The 23,558-nt window shown below is 46.4% G+C and carries 18 protein-coding genes; 11 read left to right on the top strand and 7 right to left on the bottom strand.

Annotation, left to right across the window (positions count from 1 at the left end; translation table 11 throughout):
• Nucleotides 1–53 precede the first annotated feature (53 nt).
• The 5 genes from RT717_RS22400 to RT717_RS22380 all read right to left on the bottom strand — a co-directional run bounded on the left by RT717_RS22400 (nt 54) and on the right by RT717_RS22380 (nt 6,868).
• The gene (locus tag RT717_RS22400) at nt 54–665 is read right to left on the bottom strand and encodes a TetR/AcrR family transcriptional regulator (RefSeq protein WP_317488581.1); all 612 of its coding nucleotides are present in this window, start codon (nt 663–665) and stop codon (nt 54–56) included.
• A gap of 66 nt (nt 666–731) precedes the next feature.
• Nucleotides 732–3,905, bottom strand: coding sequence for an efflux RND transporter permease subunit (locus RT717_RS22395; protein WP_317488580.1), 3,174 nt, complete (start codon nt 3,903–3,905; stop codon nt 732–734).
• 12 nt (nt 3,906–3,917) lie between these two features.
• Nucleotides 3,918–4,976 (bottom strand): efflux RND transporter periplasmic adaptor subunit, encoded by a 1,059-nt coding sequence (locus RT717_RS22390; RefSeq protein WP_317488579.1) that lies wholly within the window; start codon nt 4,974–4,976, stop codon nt 3,918–3,920.
• Nucleotides 4,977–4,992: 16 nt separating this feature from the next.
• Complete coding sequence (locus RT717_RS22385; protein ID WP_317488578.1) at nt 4,993–6,363, bottom strand: TolC family protein; 1,371 nt, start codon at nt 6,361–6,363, stop codon at nt 4,993–4,995.
• A gap of 46 nt (nt 6,364–6,409) precedes the next feature.
• Nucleotides 6,410–6,868 (bottom strand): GbsR/MarR family transcriptional regulator, encoded by a 459-nt coding sequence (locus tag RT717_RS22380; protein ID WP_152000758.1) that lies wholly within the window; start codon nt 6,866–6,868, stop codon nt 6,410–6,412.
• Nucleotides 6,869–7,110: 242 nt separating this feature from the next.
• Here RT717_RS22380 and RT717_RS22375 point away from each other — a divergent pair, with 242 nt between their 5' ends.
• The 4 genes from RT717_RS22375 (at nt 7,111) to RT717_RS22360 (ending at nt 13,487) form a co-directional block, all read left to right on the top strand.
• A complete protein-coding gene (locus tag RT717_RS22375; RefSeq protein ID WP_317488577.1) occupies nt 7,111–8,487 on the top strand; it encodes a 3'-5' exonuclease family protein in 1,377 nt (458 codons plus the stop codon).
• A 154-nt stretch (nt 8,488–8,641) separates the two neighbouring features.
• Entirely contained in the window at nt 8,642–10,612 is a 1,971-nt protein-coding gene (locus RT717_RS22370) for a DUF1592 domain-containing protein (RefSeq protein ID WP_317488576.1), read from the top strand.
• Nucleotides 10,609–11,988 carry a DUF1552 domain-containing protein gene (locus RT717_RS22365; RefSeq protein WP_317488575.1) on the top strand — a complete coding sequence of 460 codons (1,380 nt, stop codon included), beginning with the start codon at nt 10,609–10,611 and terminating at the stop codon, nt 11,986–11,988. The genes RT717_RS22370 and RT717_RS22365 overlap by 4 nt, the downstream gene beginning before the upstream one ends.
• A 29-nt stretch (nt 11,989–12,017) precedes the next feature.
• On the top strand, nt 12,018–13,487 hold the full coding sequence (locus RT717_RS22360; protein ID WP_317488574.1) for a c-type cytochrome domain-containing protein: 1,470 nt from the start codon (nt 12,018–12,020) through the stop codon (nt 13,485–13,487).
• A 50-nt stretch (nt 13,488–13,537) separates the two neighbouring features.
• Here RT717_RS22360 and RT717_RS22355 read toward each other — a convergent pair whose 3' ends face one another.
• A complete protein-coding gene (locus RT717_RS22355) occupies nt 13,538–14,650 on the bottom strand; it encodes an amidohydrolase family protein (RefSeq protein ID WP_317488573.1) in 1,113 nt (370 codons plus the stop codon).
• A gap of 167 nt (nt 14,651–14,817) precedes the next feature.
• Here RT717_RS22355 and hppD point away from each other — a divergent pair, with 167 nt between their 5' ends.
• The 5 genes from hppD to RT717_RS22330 all read left to right on the top strand — a co-directional run bounded on the left by hppD (nt 14,818) and on the right by RT717_RS22330 (nt 17,913).
• Entirely contained in the window at nt 14,818–15,951 is a 1,134-nt protein-coding gene (gene hppD / locus RT717_RS22350; RefSeq protein ID WP_317488572.1) for a 4-hydroxyphenylpyruvate dioxygenase, read from the top strand.
• 21 nt (nt 15,952–15,972) lie between these two features.
• Entirely contained in the window at nt 15,973–16,446 is a 474-nt protein-coding gene (locus RT717_RS22345) for a MarR family winged helix-turn-helix transcriptional regulator (RefSeq protein WP_317488571.1), read from the top strand.
• Nucleotides 16,447–16,518: 72 nt separating this feature from the next.
• Nucleotides 16,519–16,857 (top strand): hypothetical protein, encoded by a 339-nt coding sequence (locus tag RT717_RS22340; RefSeq protein WP_317488570.1) that lies wholly within the window; start codon nt 16,519–16,521, stop codon nt 16,855–16,857.
• A 39-nt stretch (nt 16,858–16,896) separates the two neighbouring features.
• Nucleotides 16,897–17,559, top strand: coding sequence for a deoxyribose-phosphate aldolase (gene deoC, locus RT717_RS22335; protein WP_317488569.1), 663 nt, complete (start codon nt 16,897–16,899; stop codon nt 17,557–17,559).
• Nucleotides 17,560–17,643: 84 nt separating this feature from the next.
• The gene (locus RT717_RS22330; RefSeq protein WP_152000746.1) at nt 17,644–17,913 is read left to right on the top strand and encodes an acylphosphatase; all 270 of its coding nucleotides are present in this window, start codon (nt 17,644–17,646) and stop codon (nt 17,911–17,913) included.
• On the opposite strand, the gene RT717_RS22325 is transcribed toward RT717_RS22330, so the two are convergent.
• The gene (locus RT717_RS22325; protein ID WP_317488568.1) at nt 17,910–18,422 is read right to left on the bottom strand and encodes a hypothetical protein; all 513 of its coding nucleotides are present in this window, start codon (nt 18,420–18,422) and stop codon (nt 17,910–17,912) included. The two genes, RT717_RS22330 and RT717_RS22325, sit on opposite strands and share 4 nt — an antisense overlap.
• 480 nt (nt 18,423–18,902) lie before the next feature.
• On the opposite strand from RT717_RS22325, the gene RT717_RS22320 reads away from it, so the two are divergent.
• Entirely contained in the window at nt 18,903–22,127 is a 3,225-nt protein-coding gene (locus RT717_RS22320) for a TonB-dependent receptor (protein ID WP_317488567.1), read from the top strand.
• 351 nt (nt 22,128–22,478) lie between these two features.
• Nucleotides 22,479–23,552, top strand: coding sequence for an efflux RND transporter periplasmic adaptor subunit (locus tag RT717_RS22315; RefSeq protein WP_317488566.1), 1,074 nt, complete (start codon nt 22,479–22,481; stop codon nt 23,550–23,552).
• The last annotated feature ends 6 nt before the right edge of the window (nt 23,553–23,558 follow it).

Here is a 23,558-nt window from a genome sequence, read left to right as displayed (position 1 = left end):
AATATCAAAGTTACCATGACTGGCAACGGCCTCAACGTATTTGGGATGAGTGGTTATTTTATGGCACCTATTCTTTCAAGCTCGGCGATGCCTTCGGCGGTTGAGATGCCACGAAGAAAGATTTTTTTGATTTCGACAAATGCCGACCGGGTAGACATAACCGACGCATAGGGTAATTGGAGGATAAGGTTTCGGATATTGTTTTCCCAGAAACGGGAAAGGAATAGGGGGCTTAAATCGGCGATAATGTGACCATCTTTTTTCCCGCCTTCGATCATTTGGACGAAAATTTGGTCTATGAACTCCTGCTTGTAGGTCTCCCAAATGCTGTATACCTCCCGGTGGTGCTTCTTAATCTGCAGGATTACCCCGCCAGGGATTCGTTCCAAAACCATCCTGAAATGGTTAATAAAGAGAAGTAGTTTGTGAATAGAAGACTCGTCGCCTTCGATTATCGTCGATAACATCTGCCTTTGCTTTTCCAGCATGGTGGAAAATAACTCACTTAGCAAATGCTCTTTGGCCGGAAAATGCTTGTAGATCGTCTTCTTGGACATGCCGAGATCCCTGGCCCATTCGTCGACAGTGTCCAGCCGGGTAGGCTCTGTCAGGAATTTGTCCAGCAGGTAGCTGATGATTCTTTCTTTGGTGTCGTTTGCTTCCATGTATTCAAGAAATAAGGGCGGAGCGGAGCCATGAACTCCTTAACTCCGCCCATCCACCAACCAAACTTATGCGTGCATTAATTCTTCGATATGTTTCTCTTCCACGCCTTCGCTTTCGTCAAGTTCTTTGGCATAGTCGTGTCCTTTTTTGTCAAGCCCAAACCTGGCAAGAACGCTATCAACAATTTGATAGGCCACGGGTATCACTACCAGGGTCAGGAACATAGAGCTGATTAAGCCACCAATGATGGCCCACGCCAAGCCGTTTTTCCACGCAGCACCAGGTCCCGTGGCGATGGCGATTGGAAGCATGCCAATCACCATGGCGATGGTGGTCATAAGAATGGGCCTGAGACGCTCCTGGGTAGCTTCAACCAGAGCATCCTTCGTTTTCATACCTTTCTCCTTCAGGTGGTTGGTGAAGTCAACCACCAGAATGGCGTTTTTCGCTACCAGGCCTATCAACATAATGATACCCAGGATGGTAAATATACTGAGCGTGTTCTGGGTCATGGCAAGTGCCAGCAGGGAGCCAACCATGGCTAGTGGAATGGAGAACAACACCACGAAAGGATAGACATAGTTATCGTACAAGGCTACAAGGATTAGATACACCAGCAGGATGGAGGAAGCAAAAGCGATCAAAAGGCTTGAGAAGGCTTCGGATTGGTTTTGCGCATCACCGCCGAACTCGTAGCTTACCTCAGTCGGAGGATCGAGTTTCGCCAGTCTCTCCCTGATCTCAGCAGTTACAGTACCTGAGGGGCGACCTATTACCTGCGACTGCACAGACACGGAAGTAATTCTGTCCTTTCTTTCCAACCTTGACGGGCCTGTACTTTCCTTGACGGCGGCAAATTGATCCAGCCGGATAAGCTGTCCTTTATTGTTGACCAGACTGAGTGCTTTTATATCGTCTATGCTCTTCCTGTCAAAGTCGTCGAACTTGATATTGATATCGTAGTCGTACTCACCCTGGCGGAATTTGGCGTCGTTGTTTCCGTTGAAGGCTGTTTGCATAGTAGCACCAACCATCTCAAGAGATAAGCCAAGTGACGCCATCTTGTCACGGTCAACAGCTACAAATATTTCAGGGTTACCTGCCTCCACCGACAGTTTCATTTCCGTGGTGCCCGATACTTTCTTCACCTCTTCCAATACTTTGTTGGCATACACCATTACACTGTCAAGGGTAGGCCCCTTCACAATGATATCGATCGGCGCCTGGTTGGCCGTACCCATGATGGAAATCGGTGTGGTCTTGATTTTGGCTTCTGGCACTTTGGCTTCCAGCTCATTCTTAAGTAAGCTAGCCAGGATATTGCTGGAGTGCTCTCTCTGATCTTCTGGCACTACCTTAACGGTAATTTCGGCAGCATAAGCTGTTCCCTGTGCGGATCCACCCACACCACCGGTAGACTGCTGGCCAACAGTAGTGAACAGCGATGTAATCTCAGGTTTTTCTGCCAGAAGATCTTCAATTTTTCTGGTGGCAAGGTTTGTTTGTTCCAACGTGGCATCTTTTGGCATTTCCACCTGAACGATAAACTCTCCACGGTCGCCTTGAGTGACAAACTCAGCGCCAATGAAACCCATTGGAACCAGTGCTACGGCTGCCACAAAGAGAACGAAAGTGACAGCGATGGTTACAAACTTATGACCAAGGGCCCACACAAGAATTCCCTTGAGCCACGATGCAAACCCGTCAATTCCTTTTTCGAAACCAAGGATAAATCGTCCAAAGAGGTTTTTATTAGAAAGGTGCTCGAGTTTTGAAAACCTGGAGGAAAGAAGAGGGATGACAGTAAATGAAACCAGTAAGCTGAGCAGTGTGGAGATCACAACTACTATCGAAAACTGCTTCATCAAGTTTGAAATAAGCCCCGAAGTAAGTGCGATGGGGAAGAACACCACTACAATTACCATGGTGATCGACACTACGGTAAACCCGATTTCTTTTACACCGTCAAAGGCAGCTCTGGCCCTGCTTTTGCCCATTTCCATGTGGCGATAAATATTCTCAATCACCACGATGGCGTCATCCACCAGAATACCCACCACCAGCGAAAGCGCCAGTAGCGTCATCAGGTTTAGTGAGTAATCCAGCAGGTTGATAGCAATGAATGTCGAAATGAGCGACAGTGGCACTGCAATCATCACAATGATGGCATTTCGCAGCGAGTGCAGGAACAATAGCATCACAATTGCTACGAGAATGATAGCGATAAATAAGTCGTGTATTACCGAATCGGCGGCTTCCAGGGTGTATCCCGAAGAGTCGGAAGCAATGCTGAATCTCAAATTGTCGCCAGCATATATTTTTTGAAGCTTGGTGATTTCTGCATTCACCAGGCGGCTTACCTCCACAGCGTTGGCATCCGATTGCTTAAGAATGGAAATACCCAGTGAGTTAACCCTGTCCACACGGGTAATCATGGTAGCCTCCTTCTTGGTATCCTGTACTTCCGCAATGTCTTTCAGCCTCACAGGAGCACCGTCCACAACAGTCACCACCAGATTGCGCATTTGATCGAGTGACTCATATTTACCAGCCAGACGGACAAGCACCTGGTCTTCACTGGTTTTTATTTTGCCCGTAGGGAAATCAAGGTTGGCATTTTGAATGAGCTGCGACACCTGAAGGATGGACAGGTTGTAAGCATTCAATCTCTCACGATTGATGTTCACCCTGATTTCTCGCTCTTCACCGCCTATGATATTGATTTGAGCTACACCTGGAATACGTGCCAGGGCTGGCTGTATCCTGTTTTCCACCACGTCGTAAAACTTGGTTGCCTCCATATCAGCAGTGGCTCCCATTCTCATAATAGGGAGGTCATCGAAGCTGAACTTGTTGAGGGCAGGCGCTCTTACGTCCTCGGGCAGGTTGCCCATAATGGTGTTGATTTTTCGCTGAGCCTCTTGCAGGGCCAGGTCAACATCTGCGTCAGCTTTTAGCTGAATCACAATGATGGACACGCCTTCAATGGAGGTGGTACGTAGCTGATCGATGTTTTCCAGGGAAGACAAGGTGTTTTCCAGCTCTTTTGACACTGAGTTTTCTACTTCATAAGGAGAAGCGCCCGGATAAACTGTGCTTACAGTTAATATAGGAGGGCTGAATTTTGGGATCAGCTCATAGTTGAGTGAGAAGTAGCTGATGGCACCCAGAAAGATCAGGATGGTAAACAGCACCACTACTAGCGATGGTCTTTTGATAGATATTTTGGTAATTTCCATGATTGCTGGTGCTTAGTTTTGTAGTACTTCAATGACATCACCATTGCTCAGGTTGATTTGGCCGCTGGTGATCACCGACTCACCTTCTTTCAGGCCTGCCACAATAGCCACTCTTTCGCCCACTGAGCCACCAGTAGTGACAGACCTAAGCACCGCCTTGTTGCCCTCATTCACATATACCTGAGCTTGTTCAAGGCTGCCAATGATGGCATTTCTGGTTACAGTAAGCTGGGGAGTCGCATCTCCCGTGCCGAACAGCGCCTGTGCATACATGCCAGCTTTCAGTTGGTCTGATGAGTTGTTGACTTCTATCTCCACAGGGTAGTTCAGGCTTGCGTCAGCTTTCACTCCGATAAAAGTTACTTTACCGTCGAACGTTTTGTTGGGAAGAATATCCGAAAAAACAGTCACAGCCATGCCTTTTTGAATTTCGAAAACCTGTGCTTCTGTCACTTTCACAACCAGCTTCAGCTTGCTCACGTCAACAATGTCAAACATTTTGGCACCGGCGTTCAGATAGGAGCCCACTTCGATGTACCGGGCATTCACAGTGCCTGCGAACGGAGCTTTGATGCTCGAGTCTTGCAGCTTCCTCTTTGCATTTTTGAGCCTTAAGTCAGCGTTGGTGTAGCCAAGCTTGGCATCTTCCAGTTGCTGAGAGGTGATGGCACCGCCCTCGGCTAGCTTTTCGTACTTTTCAAGGTCGGCTTTCATCTTTTTGAACGCTGCCTCTGACGCAACTACTTCGTTTTGAAGCAACTCATGATCAAGCGTTGCCATCGTTTGAGACCTTGAAATTTTGTCCCCTTTTTCGACATTGATTGAAACTACCCTACCCGAAATTTCAGAAACAAAGGTGAGCTCTCTTGTCGGTTCAAAGTTTCCAAATGCAGCAAAGCCGTCTTTCAGCGACTCCAGCTTAGCTTTTTCCACCCTCACTGCCACGTAGCCGTTCGATTGCTGAGCCAGGCTGGTTAGTGCAGCTGCCTCTTCTTTGTTGCCTTTCAGCACCCACACAATACCGCCAATGATGGCAAGCACTACTACTATATTTATAATGATCTTTTTCATCTTCTTTGTCGATGTGTTATTGATTGACTAATGATTTGATATTTCCCTCTGATTTAAGGAGTTGGAGTTCTGATAATCTGTATTGCAAAAGGGCAGATGCATAGCCTAGCTGAGCGTCTGTGAGTGCTGTTTCTGCGTCGAGCAAATCGGACAACGAAGTGACTCCCTCGCTATAAGTCTGCTGGCCTTCGTTGTATACTTCCTGCGCCAGGGCTACGTTTTCCTGCTGAGCCAGAAGGCTTTCTCTGCTTGTTCTGATGGTGTTCAAAGCATTGGCCCTTTGCAGGCTCAACATTTTTTCGGTTGACCTCTTGTCTTCCTGTACTTTTAGCAGATGAATTTTTGACTGCTGAATCTGGGCGTCCTTTCTAAACCCATCGAAAATGGGGACGCTCAGCTGAAGCCCGATTGATGCATTGTCGTACCAGTTCAGTGTGCTGTTTTCTTTCGACTTGAAGTAGTCGAAGTTGTTGCCCACGCCGTTGTAGGCGTACTGGGCTGTCAGTGCCAGGGTAGGAAAGTAGCCCGACTTGAAGCTTTTTTCTTCCAGGCTGTACAGGTGCTGCTGTGCATCGAGCAGGCGGTAGGAGGTCAGGTTAGTTACTTCCGAATCATCAGCTAACTGAACCTGACCTGGCATCTCAGCTGGGTTTAATCCTTCCAAACTAACATCCTGCTCAAGAGGAATGCCAGTGTAATACTTTAGTAAATTCTTTTGTTGCGACAGGCCATCGCTGATGCCTTGAGCCTGCGTTTTCAGGTTGGTCTGACTCACCTTCAGGCGACTCAAATCGGTTTTCTTTACAAAACCCGCATCTACCTGAAGTGCTACCAGCCGAACATTTTCTTCCAATTTTTGCAAAGTACTTTCCATTTGCTCCAACTGATGCTGGGTGATCAGCACCTGATAGTAAAACGAGGCCACTTGCTCAATCACTTGCTCCTCAGTAAGTGACTTGCTCAGCTCATAAAATTCTTCGCTGGCCTTGGCGGCTTGAAGTCCGGTGAACACCGACTGATTGAAGATTTGCTGAGAAGCGGAGGCGGAAGCAGCAAAATTATACTGCGTGCCTATTCGCACCTGTGAAACAGTACCAGGGTTGCCGGTAAATTCGCCAGGCAAAATAAGCACGGGCAACAATAGGTTGTCAGTCAGGTTGGCGTTGCCATTGAGTTGCGGCAATGCTTGAGCCTTCACCTCCCTTACTTTTTGCTGGCCTTCCAGGATACTGAGGTCTGCTTTCCGTATCTCTACATGATGCTCAAGCGCCAGCCCAAGGATTTCCTGCAGGCTGTAATTTCCATCCGACGCAGCTTCTTGCGCCAGCACTGGTTTGGCAATCAAACTTGCTGCTACCAACCCCACACATATTATTATTCCTTTCATTTGATTCGTTTGGTTCGTTTTTAAAAGAACTAACTATATAAAATTTTTATGAATGCATTTTTTCCCACTTGTCAATAATCTTGGGCATCTCCGCAGCCAGGTACTTGTGGAAGGCCTCCAGCTTCATCAAGTCTTGAGTAAACTCAGACTGCTTGTCGTCCCTGATGGACACGCAGTCATTGATCAGTGATGAAAAAGAGGAAAAGAACTCTGCCCTCTCTTTTGTTTGACCGATCCAGGGCTTAAGGTCAAGAAAGAAATATCTTTTTCTATCTCCGGAGATTGTTAAATACTTAACTAAACCCTTTTCTACGAGCTTATTGAGGGCGTTGCTTACCGAGCTCTTGCTGGCATTGACGAACTGATGAATCTCATAGAAAGTTCTACCTTTCTCATTCGAAGTCATCAGATACCCAATGAGCCTTCCCGCCACTGGAGGGTATCCGTTCTGCTCAAAGAACACTCCGACTTTCTCAACATAATCAACTCTGGCCTTTTCGTTCATGGGTGCTAAAACTTTAGTTTATTTGGTTCGGTTTCAAACGAACTATTATGCAAAGAAACGAAGTAGACTTCGGAAAGTTTCCAGTTCTTTTGAAAAAAGTTACGCAAACGATTTAAATAGATCCGGTCGATGTCTCAGTTGAAAAATTTTGCTTGAGTTAGGATGCAGTACCTGAGCCGCTTGTTACTTATTGGCGTTTAAGCAACTTCAGAAAGCGAAAAAAACTTCACATATTTGAGTGTATGTACGCTATCATCGACATTGAGACAACGGGGGGCAATGCGCAGTTTTCCAAAATCACGGAAATTGCCATTTATGTGCATGATGGCACGCAGGTGGTCGATGAATTTTCTACGCTGATTAACCCCGAATGCAATATCCCTCCCTTCATCACCAAACTCACTGGTATTACCAATGAAATGGTGGAAGATGCGCCCCGATTCTTTGAGGTGGCCAAGAAGATTGTGGAGGTGACCGAGGGTAAAATATTTGTCGCACACAATGTCAACTTCGATTATGGATTTGTGAGGCATGAGTTCAAGCGCCTGGGGTACGAGTTTAAGCGGGACACACTTTGCACTGTTAAGCTCAGCAGGAAGATATTGCCGGGAAAGTCAAGCTATAGCCTGGGAAACCTCTGCAAAAGCCTGGGTATTGAAATAGAAAATCGGCACAGGGCTGGGGGTGACGCCTTCGCCACCGTGAAGCTGATAGAGATTCTACTTCAGGCAGACAAGGGAGCAGTTTTCAACAAATTTTTGGAAGCCGGTGTGGGCATTGGCAAGGTCAATGAGTTTCTTACCTGGGAGGAAATTTCCAGTTTGCCAGAAAACCCAGGCGTCTACTACTTCCATAACCAGGCCGGTGAGGTGATTTACATAGGCAAAAGCAAGAATATCAGAAGCCGGGTTACTCAACATCTGAAGAAACCGGCTGGACTGAAAGGCAGAGAGCTGAAAAACAAGGCAGCGTCTGTCACTTTTGAGGAGACGGGCAATGAGCTGGTCGCACTTTTACTGGAAAGTGAGGAAATCAAAAAAGTGCAGCCGATGTACAACAGGATGCAGTTGCGGAATTCCTATCGCTATGGCCTCTTTGCCGATCTTCAAATTGATGGCTATATCCATTTCAACGTGGGAAAGATTGATGGCAAAGCGGAGCCCTTTGTTGTTTGCTCCTCTGAGGACGAATCGTTGAAAGTGCTAAGACGACTGGTCAAGAGGTTTCAGTTGTGCGCCCATATTGCTGGCCTGGAAAGGCAGATGACGCCGGAGAGGGGTTGCTTTGATTATAGCTTGCAGTCATGTCAAGGGGCTTGCGTTGGCAAGGAGGAAAGTGATGTTTATAACGAGAGAGCCACTTTGGCCATGCGTTCCTGGCAATTCAAACACCCCAACTGTTTTATATTTGACAAAGGCCGTCATACGGAAGAGAAGACGATTATTTGTATAGAAAATGGCAACTACCGGGGTTTTGGCTACGCCGATGCCGACTTGCTGGGCAATAGCCCTGACCTGATCAGGGACTGCATTCAACCAAAGAAACCAAATAGAGAGGTGAACCGCCTGATTTACCACTACCTCGAAACCAAAAGGGTGGAGGCGGTGGTTGAATATTAACGACCAGCCTATTCGCAATCACTTCAATCCTCCGAACACATAATTTTTTAGCCCTCCTTCTTATCTATATCGTTTGCAGCGGGAAAAATTCCTAAATTGATGCTTGCTGAGTATTTGTGCGGGAACATTTTCTGCCAACACCTGCAAAATAATTATGAAACACCCTCAATTTATATGCTTTTGCCTGACCATTTTGCTGAGCGCTTTTGTAACAAAAGCCTCAGCGCAGGAGGTATTTGACTACGATACCGAGATTCGGCCTATGCTGGTGCAGAAGTGTATAGAATGCCACAATACTAACATGCCCAAGGCCAATGTCAACCTTGATAACTACAAGGAAAAAGCCAGGGTAGTCAAAGACGGCGCCTTTTGGCTCAAGGTACTTGAGCAAATCGAGAGCCGGGCCATGCCACCGAAGTCGAAATCACCTCTTTCCGAGGAAGACTACCGCTTGCTTGTGGATGGCATCAACGGCATTCTCCAAAACTCGCTCAAAGAACATGTGCCAGGCCAAATCGTTATTCGCCGACTCAGCCATACCGAATATCAATACACCGTCAAAGACTTGACGGGTTACGATTTCGATGCCCGAAGCTATTTCCCCTCCGATGGTTCCGGTGGTGGTGGCTTCGACAATCAGGGAGGCTCACTTTTCATCACGCCCCTGAAACTGGAAAGGTACTACGACGCAGCAGACCTTATCCTTCAAGGGGTGGCGGAAAACGAGCAATTGTGGAGAAACATAGCGCCGGAGGAGTATGACCCCTCATGGTTGACCAGGCTAACTGTGTGGGTAAAATCACTTTTCGACGACTCCTATAGTAGCAGTACACATGCACAATTGGCAGCGGAAAAAGCCATTTTCCCTTTTGCTACCAAGGCCTACCGGAGGTTTTTGAAAGATGACGAGAAAGAAAGGCTGAGCACTTTGTTCGCCCAGGTGTACCAGGGGATGGACACGCTTGATAATCCGCAAAGGTTTGACCAGAGTATTGCCCAGGTGTATAAGATGGTGATGGTTTCGCCTCATTTTCTATACAGAACAGAGGAGGAGCCGCCTAACAGTAAGCCCTATTACCTCAGCGATTTTGAGATGGCCTCAAGGCTTTCTTATTTCTTGTGGTCAAGTATGCCTGACGACGAGTTATTCAGCCTGGCCTACATGGGCAAGCTACAAGATACACTTGTGCTGGAAGGCCAGGTGAAACGCATGCTCGCCGATCCAAAGGCTAAGAGATTTGCAGAAAGCTTTTCCACGCAGTGGCTAGGCATCAACAAGTTACTTGATACGCAGCCCATCGTAGACCCTGAGAAGTTTCCGGACTTTGATATGCCGCTTCGGGAGGCGCTTTACCGGGAAACAGTGGAATACTTCTACTATGTGCTGACTGACAGCAAGAACATGATGGAGCTGGTCAACAGCAATTACACGTTTCTGAACCAGAAGCTCGCCGATTTCTATGGTGTGGAGGGCAACTTTACTGATGAATACAAAAAAGTACTTTTGGCTAATGCCAACAGAGGTGGGGTAATGGGCATGGGCAGTGTGCTGACCGTTTCTTCACTACCTGTGCGCACAAGCCCTGTGCTGAGAGGAAAATATGTGATGGAACAGATCATGGGTATTTCCCCACCACCACCGCCACCAGAAGTGGCTGAGCTGGTGGAGGATGAAGGAGCGCATAGTGAACTGGGCCTTAGAAAACTACTGGAGAGGCACCGTTCAAGTCCCGGATGTTTTAGCTGCCACCAAAAAATGGATCCGCTGGGCCTGGGCCTGGAGAACTTTGATGCTACGGGCCGGTGGAGAGACAGCTACGGCAAGGCCGCTATTGATGCCTCAGGTACTTTGGCTGACGGCAGAGAGTTCAATGGGCCCGCTGAGTTAAAGGTGCTGCTGATGGACGAAAAAGAAAAAATAGCGAGAAACCTGGCGACAAAAGTGCTTTCGTATGCTTTAGGTCGTGGCACTATTTTTACAGACGAGCCAGCACTTCGAAAGCTGGAAACAGCTCTATTGGAAAATAATTTTAATCCTGATCCATTTATTGTCGAATTGGTGAAAAGCTACCCGTTCAGAATGAAAATCAATGATTTCAGGGACAAGATAAATGAAGTATTATGAGCAAGAAGTGGCAAATATCCAGAAGACGAATGCTAAAAGGGGTGGGTGCCTGCATGGCCTTACCTTTTCTCGACGCCATGGCGCTACCTGGCATGAGCTCCCCGGTTCCGTCTAAGTCCCCGTTGAGAACAGCCTTTATTGTGATGCCAAACGGCGTGCACCCTCACCACTGGACGCCGGCTGCTGTTGGCCGGGGTTATGAGTTTACCCAACAGCTGCTGCCACTCAAGCACCTGCAAGATGATTTTCTCGTGCTGGGAGAGCTGATGAATATGAATTCGCTTAGAACGGCAGACGGTCACTACACCAAAACTGCCAATCTTCTTACTTCTACCAGAATCCGGCAGACTACTGGTGACAATATCAACAGCGGAGGCGTTTCTATCGACCAGGTCATCGCCAATCACGTAGGCGGAGATACATTGTTTCCTTCGTTAGAATACGGCCTGGATCGCATTGCTACCGGCGTGGACATCAACGTGGGGCTGACGAGATTGTACGCCTCAAGTATCTCCTGGAAAACAGCAACGCAACCGCTAACCAAGGAGATCGATCCAAAGATGGCATTCGACAGATTATTTGGGAGGTATGTTCCCGGGGCGAAAATTAAAAACGATCCGTGGAAGCAAAGTGTGCTCGACGCCGTGCTGGATGATGCGAAAAGCCTCAAGAGAAACCTTGGCAGGTCAGACCAGGATAAACTGACGGAATACCTTGACTCTGTTTACAGTCTGGAGAAAAGAATTTCCGACGGAGCTAATCAGGAAAAGTTTGCGGCCAACCTGACCGGCGACGTTAAAAAGGAACTGATTCGCCTGAACCAGAACATTGAAGAATATGCGGAGGTGCGCAGCGGAGTGGACGTGACAGAAAAGACCCGCATGATGCTGGACATCATGGCGCTGGCCTTCTGGAGCGACGCTTCCCGGGTAAGCACCTTTTTGTTTGGCAACTCGGTGAGCAACCGTAATTTCTCCTTCCTCCCTGGCGTAAACGACGGCCACCATTCCATTTCCCACCATATGGACGATGAGAAGAAGCTGGCGCAATATGTCAAGATCACCCAGTGGCACATGGAGCAGTACGCCTACTTCATTGAAAAGCTGAAATCGATGAAGGAAGGTGAAAGCAATGTGTTCGACAACTCCATGATCATGTTCAGTTCTGACCTGCGGGACGGCAACCGACACTCACCCCGCAACCTGCCCGTGCTTTTGGCTGGCAGGGCTGGGGGAAGAATTAAACCAGGGCAAAACCTGATCTATGAAAAAGAAACCCCTTTGGCCAATCTTTATGTGACCATGCTGGAGGCACTGAACATTGAAAAGACCAGCTTTGCCGACAGCACCGGCAAATTGGCAAACATACTGGCATAGTTAACAAGACCCTATAATTAGTTTGGCATTTGAGAGTAGAAGCATTAGTTAAGCATCCGGCGCTGGTTGTTTGTTCGTTTGTTATCGGAGTTCTTGTTTTGGGATTGCCATTTATTGGCAAAATTGAGGCGCCAGTTATCTTTTTGATGCTGGGGAGGTTCCATCCTCTGGTGCTGCATTTTCCAATTGTCCTTATTATCCTGGCTTTGATGCTGGAGCTGGCTATTAAGTTCAAATTCGTTCCCAATGCCACTGGCCTTCAGTTATCGTTGCTTGCAGCCTCCGCTTTCACGGCATTGATTGCTATTTTGGCTGGCTATTTCCTTTTTGTTGGCGGAGAGTATTCGGGAGAGCTCATGGAGCAGCATTTTTGGGGAGCTACTGTGAGCGGGGCAGGCGTTTTTTTTGTAACCGGGCTGTATTTATTGTCTCAGCGCTTTCAACCGGTCTACCCATTCTATATTGGCCTCCTGGTGCTTACGAATCTATCCATAGGCTTCACAGGGCATATCGGTGGCTCCATCACACATGGCAAGGACTATCTCACCGAGTACGTTCCCCTTATTTTTCAGGATGAACCAGCAGGTAGTAAGACAGTAGAAGAGATGCTGGTGTACGACGACATGATTAGCCCAATCTTCCAGGCCAAATGCATGAGCTGCCACAATCAGTCCCGATCAAAAGGGGGACTCATTATGAGCTCCCTGCAAAGTATTACGAAAGGAGGCGACAGTGGGCTTGCACTCATTACGCCTGAAGATTTGGATCAGAGCGAGCTCTTCAACAGAGTGACCCTTCCAGCTGACCACGATGACGTAATGCCTCCGGAAGGGCAGTCACCCATGAGCGAGCAGGAAATTGAATTGCTTAAATACTGGATTACTTCTGGGGCCTCTCCGGAGCAGAAAGTGACAGCGTTACAGGCACAACCCGAGATTGCCAGCGTAACCAATGAACTGCTTCCACAGCTGGCCAGGTACCGGCGCAAGCAGGCTATGGCCGAATTGAAATTGAAAGAGGTAACTAATGAGTTGGAAGCCGTGGGCAAAAAACTTAACCTGGCCATAGAACCAGACAGCCTGGAACCAGGTCTTTTTAGCCTGAGGGTAAAATTTCCACCTGCGCCTTTCAATAATGATCAGTTCCGTGAGCTGGCGCCTTACAATGACGCTTTTAGCCGACTTTCAATCGTCTCCAGCAGTATAAATGACGATGGGCTATACCACATCAGCCAAATGACTAATGTAAAAAAGCTCTACCTCCAGAAAACAAATATTGATGGGTCAGGATTTATCTACCTGATGCAAATGCCGAACCTTGAAACACTCAACCTCTCTTTCACTAAAGTTGACGACAAGGTTGCATTGGACCTATTGAAGTTCCCAAGCCTGAAAGAAGTGTATTTGCTTGGCACCAAGTGCACGCCACAGGTGGTCGAAGCACTTAGAAAGAACAAGCCGGGATTGAAGATTCTTTTTGAAGAGGGGCCGTACTTTTAGCAAGAAGGGTGAACATCCATCCGAATGTTCACCCGGAAAAATTGTCTCGATCACTTAGGAAACACACTCTTATCAATATTAGGAATGATTTTGAGAGCGTTCTTATAGTACACTTTCTTTAGCACCTCATCCGGCAAATCTAGCCCATACATTCTCCAGAAAGCATGGTACCTTTTGTAGTAAGGAAAGTACTCATCGGCGGTTTCCAGCACTCTGAAGTAAGTGTAGTATTCTTCAGGGTTGTAAGCGTCTTTGCCAAATAAAATTCTGTCCTGATACTTGGTGAAAAATGCTTTGGCCGCTCTTGGCTGCCTGCCTAGCTCAGCGATGATGGCACCGATTTCGGTATACATATTAGGCATTTCATCCAGCAGCTTGCCAAGGGTCGCCAGGTCGTTGGCGTACCAGCCAAAGTGAGCATTGATGAAGATCGTCTTCTTGTGCTTTTTGAAAACATTGTGTTGCTCCTGAATAATTTGCTCCCAGGGAACCGGGTCAGTAGCCGAGCGCTTACGGTTCGGGTGTGTTTTTAACTCAAGCCACCGCTCGTTATTTTCATCATAGTCGTCCCAGAACGACTTTGGATCGGCAGAGTGGATCAGCACGGGTATTCCCAGCTCACCACATTTCGCCCAAACCGGGTCGATCCTTGGGTCGTCTACAGCTACTCTTTTTCCGGAACCATCAGTCACGCTGAAACCCAGGCTTTTGTAAATTTTCAACCCATTAGCACCCGCTTTCACATCTTCTTCAAGAGAAGCCGCAGCTTTTTTGCCCCATTCAGGGTCGTCGATGCCTGTGAAATCAAGGTTGGTGAAGATAATGAACCTGCTGGGCGAGTTTTTCTTTACGTTGTCCAGCACTTCCAGCAGGTAGCCCCGGCTTCCCCGACCTCTTCCACTCAAATTGACCATCACGCCCATGTTCAGGTCGTCCATTTCCTTCACCAAAGGAGCAAGATCCTGTTGATTCATCCTGAATTGGTGATTGTGGACATCAACAAATGGATACTTCGATTTTGTCAACGGGTGTTCCGGCACCACAAGTGTTGATGGGGGATCATATTTCTCCCAGTCCATGATCATTTCCGTATCCACTTTTTGTGCCGAAGCTTGCGAGAAAACAAAGAGACCAGAGGCAACGGTAAGTAAGAGTTTCTTCATGAGATAGATTTTATAGCATAACTAATTACGAAAGATTGAAAGGCCGGGGCATAACAGCTTATAGGAACGGTATTTAGAGAGTGTGAACTTAGCCGTTTTGAAACTTCGGTGCAAAAGATTATTTTTGTTATATTACTAATAGTTAGTATAACAACAATATACCCATTATGAACATTTTAGATCATTCTCATCAAAACACCATTGAGGCACCGGAGGACTTTTTGCCACTTTTGGGCACCGACTATCTGGAGCTTTATGTTGGTAATGCTTTGCAGGCAGCTCACTATTACAAAACTGCCTTTGGCTTTCAGTCGCTGGCTTTTTGCGGGCTGGAGACAGGTGTGAAGGACAGGACTTCCTATGTGCTGGTGCAGGACAAAATACGCCTGGTGCTGACAACCCCCTTAAGGGCAGATACCGAAATCGGCAGACACATTGATAAGCATGGAGATGGCGTGAAGGTGGTAGCACTTTGGGTGGAAGACGCAGCTAAAGCTTTCGAAGAAACAACGGCAAGGGGAGCAAAGCCATTCATGGAGCCGCAAGTTGAAAAGGACGAAAATGGCGAGGTGGTTCGCTCAGGCATTTATACTTATGGAGACACTGTTCACATTTTTGTGGAAAGGAAAAACTATTCTGGCGTTTTTCTGCCGGGCTTTAAGCCATGGAAGAGCAGCTACAACCCTAAACCCATTGGCTTAAAATATGTTGATCACATGGTGGGCAATGTAGGCTGGGGGGAAATGAATCAGTGGGTCGATTTTTATGCCAACGTGATGGGATTTGCTCAGCTGGTGTCTTTCGATGACAAGGACATTTCTACAGAATACACTGCGCTGATGAGCAAAGTAATGAGCAATGGCAATGGAAGGGTAAAGTTCCCGATCAATGAGCCAGCCGACGGTGCGAAAAAATCGCAGGTGGAGGAGTACCTGGATTTCTATAACGGGTCAGGCATTCAGCACATAGCCGTAGCCACTGATGATATCATTGAAACGGTTACTCAGCTTCAGAACAGAGGAGTCGAGTTTCTAAATGTGCCTACTACCTACTACGACGACCTGCTCGACAGGGTAGGCCATATTGATGAAGATTTGGAACCTTTGAAGAAACTCGGGATCCTTGTCGACAGAGACGATGAGGGCTATTTATTGCAGATATTCACCAAGCCTGTGGAGCCTCGGCCGACTATGTTTTTTGAGATCATCCAAAGAAAAGGGGCCAGGTCGTTTGGAAAAGGAAACTTCAAGGCATTATTTGAAGCTATAGAGCGAGAACAAGAGCTAAGGGGGACATTGTAGTTCCCCTACAATTGCCGACACATGCAGAATAAATATGGATTTCTTATTGAAGTAGCCTCCCGCCAAATAAAGCAAGCATTGCAGCGAAAATTGCAGCTCTCGGGAGCAGACTTAACGGTTGACCAGTGGGTAGTTCTCGATCAACTATCGGAAGGCCCCAAGTCGCAGGTAGCGGTTGTGGAAGCGGTTTACAAAGACCCCCCGACTGTCACCCGTATCATAGACCTGCTTGGCCAAAAGGGCCTTGTGGTGAGAAAAGCCGACCCCAATGACAGGAGGAAATTCAGCGTTGGATTAACTGCTGAGGGAGAGGCGCTTATTTCGCAACTCAGACCGGTGGTGGATGACTTTCGAAACCAGGGTTGGGAAGGACTGAATGAAGGAGACTATGTGCATTTGCATCGTATCATGACCAAAATAGTTCATAACTTCGAGATAGCATCCGCAGCTACACTCATGGATGCCACTGCTATTTCTGATGACAAAGCCGCCTGAGATTTGAGGGTAATATATTCAAACATAGCCCGTTAATTAGGCAGTGTTATGTATAATTATAATCTTTGGTGTATGAAGTATTTTGGTGTAATCGTCTTTTTGTTTTTTCTCAGCTGGGGGGCCTCCGCCCAATCGTCAAGGGAAGTAAATACTGCCCAAAAGCAAGGTTCGCAGTACAACTCCACTCAAAAGATAAAGAAGGTAAAGAAGAAAAAGAAGAGCAAGAAGGACCAGCTTATCGAAGAATATGAGCAGCGGATGAAGGACAATGCCAAGGCCTACAAAAAAGCTTCCAAGGAGATGGAAAAGCCTCAGTATTCCGATCAGTCCTACTTCGGACACAAGAAGCCGCCTAAGAAAAGGCCCCTAGGCAAACGTAAATTTTGCAAGGAATGCGGAATTGTCCATTAATTATATTGCTCTAAAATATTCCAGTTCTGATGATAGCCCATGCAGCACATAGCCAGGTGCATTGAGCATACACTTTTACGCCCGACACTGTCCGACAAAGACATTGACCAATTGGTGTCGGAAGCAAAAACCCATGGCTTCTGTGGAGTATGTGTGCCGCCCTTTTGGGTGAAAAGAGCGCAGCGGGAAATAGGCTCCGCCGATATTCAGCTCGTAACGGTTGTGGGCTTTCCGCTGGGCTACCAGATGACTGAAACTAAACTCGAAGAGGCCAGGCTGGCGTTGAGGGACGGGGCCACAGAAATAGACATGGTAATGAACATTTCTGCTTTCAAAATGAACCACCCCTGGTTCAAAATTGATTTGGCCAAAGTGACGAAGCTGGCTCATGAGCAAGAGGCCATACTGAAGGTGATCATTGAAACGGCCTACCTCACCGACGAGGAAATAGTGAAGGCTGCAACTATTGCCAAAGATGCTGGCGCCGACTATGTTAAAACCAGCACCGGCTTTGCAGGCGCTGGGGCAAAGGCTGAGCATATCAAGCTACTCAGAGAAATATTGCCATCGCATGTGGGCATTAAGGCGTCGGGCGGTATCAAAACTTTGGCTCAAACGCTGGAGCTGATCAATGCAGGCGCCGACCGGATTGGCACTTCGTCCGGGGTGGCTATTGTCAGCCAGCTTTCAAACCCCTCCTGAAATTCCTTCTCATTTATTTGCATAAGGCTGTTTGATTTTTGAATTGGAATTTTCATTTTTCAATCCTAAACCGGCAATAGTCAGATGGTCTGTTATCAAATACGTGTGGTGGGCAAAGTACAGGGTGTCTTTTACAGAGCCAGCACTAAAACCGTGGCCGACGAATTGGGCGTGAAAGGATGGGTGAAGAATGAGTTGGACGGAAGCGTATTGATAGAAGCCGAAGGCACCAAGGACAAATTGATTGATTTAATGGCCTGGTGCAAAAAGGGGCCTCTGCACGCCAAAGTTGACAGTATAGAACGCACGGAGGTTGACTTGAAGCATCATAACGTATTTTTGATCCGGCACTAGGCTACTTTCATGGGCACTATGCCACGTAGTTTGTGCACCCGCACTTCAAATTGGCTATTTAAAAACACCCTCAGCCGGTTTTCTGCAAGCTCCCCCTGTCTCCTGTTTTTGCAAAAAACAGTGGCGGCCAGCACAGCTTTAAGAAACTGTGGGTTTTGCCCAAATTCAGTGCACCAAATCACAAAGCGCTCAGTCCATTCTCTGGAATACTTTTCGAAGTGGCTGCTGCCATCCCAAATGAGCTCAAGTTGGTTGTTGCCAAATTTGTACCTGTAGATTCCACATAGAGAAGTGTAGAATGTGTGGAGATAGATGAGCTGATTTTTTTCGTAGCTTTCAATACGCAGCGAGGTGTCATCGTTGAGCCCCAACGGGTTATAAACCTGCTGATAGGCACTTTTTGAAATTGATATCAGCTCCGTGAGAAGATCGGCTTCCAGATGGGCCTGGGCTTGCTTTAATATAAGGTTTTTGTCGTAGGGGAAAAAGCGGTGATCTGTCAACTCCATATGGGCACAAATATAAGCTTTTGAATTTTTACTGCACCAAAAAAGTAGAATTAGAACACGAAAAAATGGATAACGCTAAAACGGTTCCTGACTGTTTTGCTATTTTATTTTCCGCACCTTATCTTAACAATTAATTAACATCCCCTTAATTTTTCAGTCGGCAATAGCGGTCTGGCTATGCGCCGTGAATGTAGAAATTCTTGACTTAAGTTGACCGGCCAGAGGGTTCGGGTCAATTTATCTTTGGCAACACCACTTTATAGCAGGTTTTTATATTAAAGAAACTGATCTGATCAAAAGAATAATTGGAATCTAAAGCATTGTTTAACAAGGCGTTTTGGAATTAATCTTTCGTTAAAATTTAATTTCATTCATATCGAAAAGTTAACCTTTTCATGCTGGTCTGAAAACAAGTATCCTTTAGCTTTGCACCATATTTTATCGACCGTAAAATTTATTTAACAACCAAAAAAACAAATTATGAGGCGAATTTTACAATTGGCTCTTACACTGTTGATTACGGCTTCGTTTTCGACGGTATTTGGGCAAGGCACCACCACTTCTGCACTTAACGGGCAGGTAGTAGATGCAAATGGAAGTGCCCTGCCGGGTGCTACTGTTCTTGCTGTGCATACACCTACTGGATCGCAGTATGGTAATGTTTCAGATGTGGAAGGCTACTTCCGTATTTCTGGAATGCAGGTAGGCGGACCTTACACCGTGACCATTTCATTTGTAGGCTACAAGCCCTACCAGCAGTCTGGCGTATTCCTTACGCTGGGACAAACTTTCAGAATCAAGGCGGTTTTGGAGGAAGAAAGCACGCAACTCGAAGGCGTGGAGATCATCGCCAGTGCCAATGATGTGTTCGACGGCAACAAAACAGGCCAGTCGACGATTATTGATGAGGAGTCGATAAATGAATTGCCTACAGTTTCCAGATCTCTTGTGGATTTCACAAGACTCAATCCGCTGGTTAATACCCAGGGTGATGCAATCGAGATTGCAGGAATGAATAATCGCTACAATGCTATCTACATAGATGGTGCTGTGAACAATGATGTATTTGGTCTTGCTTCAAGTGGTACCAACGGAGGCCAAACAGGTGTTTCTCCCATTTCAATAGATGCCATTGAGCAGTTTCAGGTATCGGTGGCACCATTCGATGTTACACAGTCAGGCTTTGCTGGGGGATCGATAAATGCGGTCACCAGAAGCGGAACCAACGAGTTTGAGGGGTCGGCTTACTATTTCTTCAGAAACCAAAACTTTGCTGGAAAGATACCCACTAAGGACGAATCTGCCGAAAGAGAAAAACTTGATGATTTTTCAGCTAAGACTATGGGATTCCGTGTAGGCGGCCCAATCGTCAAGAATAAAATATTCTTTTTTGCAAATGCCGAACTGCAAAGAGACGAAACGCCAAGGCCAATTATTGGAACTTATAGCGGGGACGCATCCTCTGCTGATATTCAAGCGCTTGTAAACAAGCTCAAGAATGACTACGGCTATGATCCAGGCACTTACACCAACAATGCTGCAACGCTTAATGGCAACAAAATCCTTGCTAAAATTGATTGGAACTTGAGTAAGAACCATAAGCTTTCTGTGAGGCATTCTTACGTTCAGGCCGATAATTTGCAAGCAAACCAGTCAAATGCCACGACTATAAACTTCCAAAACGGCTCTGTGTTTTTCCCGTCAACCACCAACTCCTCAGCACTGGAGCTGAAAAGTAATTTTGGAGGAAACATGTCAAATCACCTGACTATTGGTGCCACTTTCGTTAACGACGATAGAGACCCCTCAGGTGATCCGTTCCCTTATGTAGGCATAAGAGATGGAGCAGGGTTTATCCAGTTTGGTAGCGAGCAATTCTCTACAGCCAATCAGTTGAAGCAAGATGTAATTACTGTGACAGACAACTTCCAAATCTTCAAAGGAAAGCACACTTTCACAATTGGCACACACAACGAATTCTACAAGACTTATAACCTATTCGTTCGCCAGGCTTTCGGGGCGTATCAATACGATAGCCTTTCAGGTTTTATGAATGATTTGAACGCAAGGCAGTTTGACGTCAGCTATTCATTGGTTGATGATGTTGTTGGCGACGGATCTGCTGGTGCCGCTGAGTTCAAAGGAATGCAACTTGGCTTTTATGCCCAAGATGAATTCCAGGCCAGCGATAGGCTGAAATTGACGCTGGGACTAAGAGTTGATGTGCCTATATTTAATGACAACACTTTGGAGAATAGTGCATTTAATACTTCTACTGTAGGTTTAATTGAGGCGCAAGGGTATGATTTGAAAGGCGCAAAAACTGGTGAGTTTATTGGGGCTTCAGTGTTGTTCGCTCCACGCTTTGGTTTCAATTATGATGTTACTGGAGACAAGTCAACTCAAATTAGGGGTGGAGCTGGTATCTTCAACAGCCGCATTCCTTTGGTATGGCCAGGTGGCGCTTACAACAATAATGGCTTGACAGTTGGAGGCGACAGAGGCTTCAATGTGCCTTTCAATCCAAATTGGGATGAACAACCTCGTAATGTTGCTCCTGGGCAGGGGTCTCCTTCAGGTCAGATCGACCTTTTTGCGTCGGACTTCAAACTTCCCCAGGTGTTCAAAGTTAACGTGGGTATTGACCAAAAGCTTCCTTGGGGAATGGTTGGTTCATTTGAAGCGCTGTTCTCTAAGTTTCTTAACAATGTCTTCTACGAAAACCTTGAGATCAAACCTTCTACAACACGGTTGACCGGGACTCCTGACAACAGATTTATTTATAACAGAAGAGATCCCATTGATGGTACCTATACTGGCATATACCTTGGAAGCAACACCAACAAAGGATATACTTATAACTTGGCTGCCAGCGTTACTAAGCCATTCTCTAATGGGTTTACCACTACCTTGTCTTACACTTACAACGATGCGTTCTCTGTGTACGACGGGACATCTTCTCAGAACTCTTCGCAATGGAGAGGTCTTCATTCTGTAAACGGCCGTAACACATTCGACGAGGCCATGAGATCTGATTTCTCCATGGGCTCAAGGGTAATAGCTCAGGTATCTTACAGAAAAGAATACTTTGGATTCGGCGCTTCTCAAATCTCATTGTTCTACAATGGCCAGTCTGGAAGGGTTTATTCTTACATTTACGATGATGGTGGTAGCCTTACCAATGAAGACTCTCGTGAGAGAAGTTTGATTTATATCCCAGCTACTCAAAGTGATATCAACCTTGTTGACTATACTTCGGGAGGCACAACTGTAACTGCAGCTCAGCAGTGGAGCGATCTTGACGCTTTTATCAAATCCGATAAGTATCTAAGCGACCACAGAGGCGAGTATGCTGACAGAAACCAAAGCAGGTCTCCGTTCGAAGGGGTGCTGGATTTCAGATTCCTACAGGATTTCTATATTCAGACTGCGTCAGGTAAGCGCAATACATTGCAAATTTCTCTTGATATCTTTAACCTTACTAACCTGCTTAACAAGGACTGGGGTAAGAGATGGACGGTAATTGAAGGGGGAAATTTCCAAAGTGCTGAAATTCTAAGGTTTGAGAGGTTTAATGCCGACAACACCACTCCTCAATTCACTTACCGTAAGGGGAAAGATTATGAGCCATGGAACTATGATGTCGATGGAGCTCAAAGCTCGATTTGGCAGATGCAGGTTGGTGTTAGATATATTTTCAAATAATTTACTTCATAATTTGATACAGAAAAGAGGCTCGCCAGAGCCTCTTTTTTTGTCTTCACGGCTGTTGAAAAATGGAGTGGCCAAAAGAGATTTCTTTGAGTTTGTCAGTAACCGTTCTACTCAACTCAGTTTTGCATGTTTCTCGAAGAGGCAAACAGACCTTTCCACTTTTCAAGGGGCCATCCATAAGCGGTTACAATTTAGTTACGCTTTAAAGCCATTTATTTACCCTTCAACCCGTTTGCCACAAACAATGAACAAATTGTAATGCACCCCGTTTTTTGGGTGTAATTTTGTCATTTCCGAAAAAATAGAAATCCGCCCTAACGGATCATTCTATCAACCAAACGTATGAAGAAAACTGTAAGAAGGGTACTATTTTATGTAATGGTATTGGTTGTTTTAGTCTACCTGGCCGACCGCAAGTTTCATTTTATTTCAAAGGGAGAGGAGGTCGCTCAGGCTGAGACACGATCTTCAGGAGGATCCCTGCCAGTTACAGCCACCATCATCAAGCCAGAGCCGCTTGATGACAAACTGATTATTACAGGTGCGCTTATTGCTAACGAGGCCGTTGAGATTGCCTCTGAGGTGTCGGGTGTAGTGCAAAAAATTTATTTCAAAGAGGGATCCCGGGTAAAAAAGGGAGACCTGCTGCTGACCTTAAATACCGAAGACCAGGAGGCCCAGTTGGAGAAGTTGAAATTCTCGAAGAAGCTGAGAGAGACCAGCGAATATCGCCAGCGTCAGCTGCTTGAAAAGGAAGCGATTAGTCAGGAGGAATATGACGTGGCATTGACAGAGTTAAATACCGCCTCCGCCGACATAAAAGTATTGGAAGCTCAAATTGCAAAAAGCAAGATCAGGGCACCTTTCAATGGTACCATTGGCTTGAGGTACATTAGCGATGGAGCTTTCATCAACTCAAGTTCCCGAATTGCAAGTTTAATAAACATCAACCCTATCAAGGTAGAGTTCTCCATTCCCGGAAAGTATGGAACAGTGATAAATGACGGCGACCCCATTTTCTTCACAACCGACGCTTCTGAGAAGACATATCAGGGTACGGTTTACGCTGTTGAGCCACAAATTGACCAGGCTACCAGAACCATGAGGATCAGGGCAACCAGCGACAACTCCAAAGGAGAACTGTTTCCCGGGTTGTTTACAAGGGTGGAGGTAGTATTGAACCACAAAGACAATGCGTTAATGGTGCCGTCTATAGCGGTCGTGAATGACCTTGCTGGGCATAAGGTGTTCCTTGAAAGAGGAGGAAAGGTGGTTGAGCAGCCAGTTACCATTGGTATACGTACTGCTAACAGCATAGAAATAATTGAGGGCATTAAGGAAGGCGACACTGTGATCACTTCAGGTTTGCTGCAAATCCGCCCGAATTCAGTGGTGGAGATCACCGATTTTAACTAAAACATT

Origin of the sequence: Imperialibacter roseus (assembly GCF_032999765.1) — a bacterium.
GTDB classification, from domain to species: Bacteria; Bacteroidota; Bacteroidia; order Cytophagales; family Cyclobacteriaceae; genus Imperialibacter; species Imperialibacter roseus.
The sequence above is the reverse complement of the archived record's forward strand: the minus strand, read 5'-3'. Positions and strand labels throughout refer to the sequence as shown.

What these genes read in the sequence shown, in the direction of transcription:
- RT717_RS22400 (WP_317488581.1), bottom strand. Translation starts at nt 665, where the DNA reads ATGGAAGCAAACGACACCAAAGAAAGAATCATCAGCTACCTGCTGGAC.
- RT717_RS22395 (WP_317488580.1), bottom strand. Translation starts at nt 3,905, where the DNA reads ATGGAAATTACCAAAATATCTATCAAAAGACCATCGCTAGTAGTGGTG.
- RT717_RS22390 (WP_317488579.1), bottom strand. Translation starts at nt 4,976, where the DNA reads ATGAAAAAGATCATTATAAATATAGTAGTAGTGCTTGCCATCATTGGC.
- RT717_RS22385 (WP_317488578.1), bottom strand. Translation starts at nt 6,363, where the DNA reads ATGAAAGGAATAATAATATGTGTGGGGTTGGTAGCAGCAAGTTTGATT.
- RT717_RS22380 (WP_152000758.1), bottom strand. Translation starts at nt 6,868, where the DNA reads ATGAACGAAAAGGCCAGAGTTGATTATGTTGAGAAAGTCGGAGTGTTC.
- RT717_RS22375 (WP_317488577.1), top strand. Translation starts at nt 7,111, where the DNA reads ATGTACGCTATCATCGACATTGAGACAACGGGGGGCAATGCGCAGTTT.
- RT717_RS22370 (WP_317488576.1), top strand. Translation starts at nt 8,642, where the DNA reads ATGAAACACCCTCAATTTATATGCTTTTGCCTGACCATTTTGCTGAGC.
- RT717_RS22365 (WP_317488575.1), top strand. Translation starts at nt 10,609, where the DNA reads ATGAGCAAGAAGTGGCAAATATCCAGAAGACGAATGCTAAAAGGGGTG.
- RT717_RS22355 (WP_317488573.1), bottom strand. Translation starts at nt 14,650, where the DNA reads ATGAAGAAACTCTTACTTACCGTTGCCTCTGGTCTCTTTGTTTTCTCG.
- hppD (WP_317488572.1), top strand. Translation starts at nt 14,818, where the DNA reads ATGAACATTTTAGATCATTCTCATCAAAACACCATTGAGGCACCGGAG.
- RT717_RS22345 (WP_317488571.1), top strand. Translation starts at nt 15,973, where the DNA reads ATGCAGAATAAATATGGATTTCTTATTGAAGTAGCCTCCCGCCAAATA.
- RT717_RS22340 (WP_317488570.1), top strand. Translation starts at nt 16,519, where the DNA reads ATGAAGTATTTTGGTGTAATCGTCTTTTTGTTTTTTCTCAGCTGGGGG.
- deoC (WP_317488569.1), top strand. Translation starts at nt 16,897, where the DNA reads ATGCAGCACATAGCCAGGTGCATTGAGCATACACTTTTACGCCCGACA.
- RT717_RS22330 (WP_152000746.1), top strand. Translation starts at nt 17,644, where the DNA reads ATGGTCTGTTATCAAATACGTGTGGTGGGCAAAGTACAGGGTGTCTTT.
- RT717_RS22325 (WP_317488568.1), bottom strand. Translation starts at nt 18,422, where the DNA reads ATGGAGTTGACAGATCACCGCTTTTTCCCCTACGACAAAAACCTTATA.
- RT717_RS22320 (WP_317488567.1), top strand. Translation starts at nt 18,903, where the DNA reads ATGAGGCGAATTTTACAATTGGCTCTTACACTGTTGATTACGGCTTCG.
- RT717_RS22315 (WP_317488566.1), top strand. Translation starts at nt 22,479, where the DNA reads ATGAAGAAAACTGTAAGAAGGGTACTATTTTATGTAATGGTATTGGTT.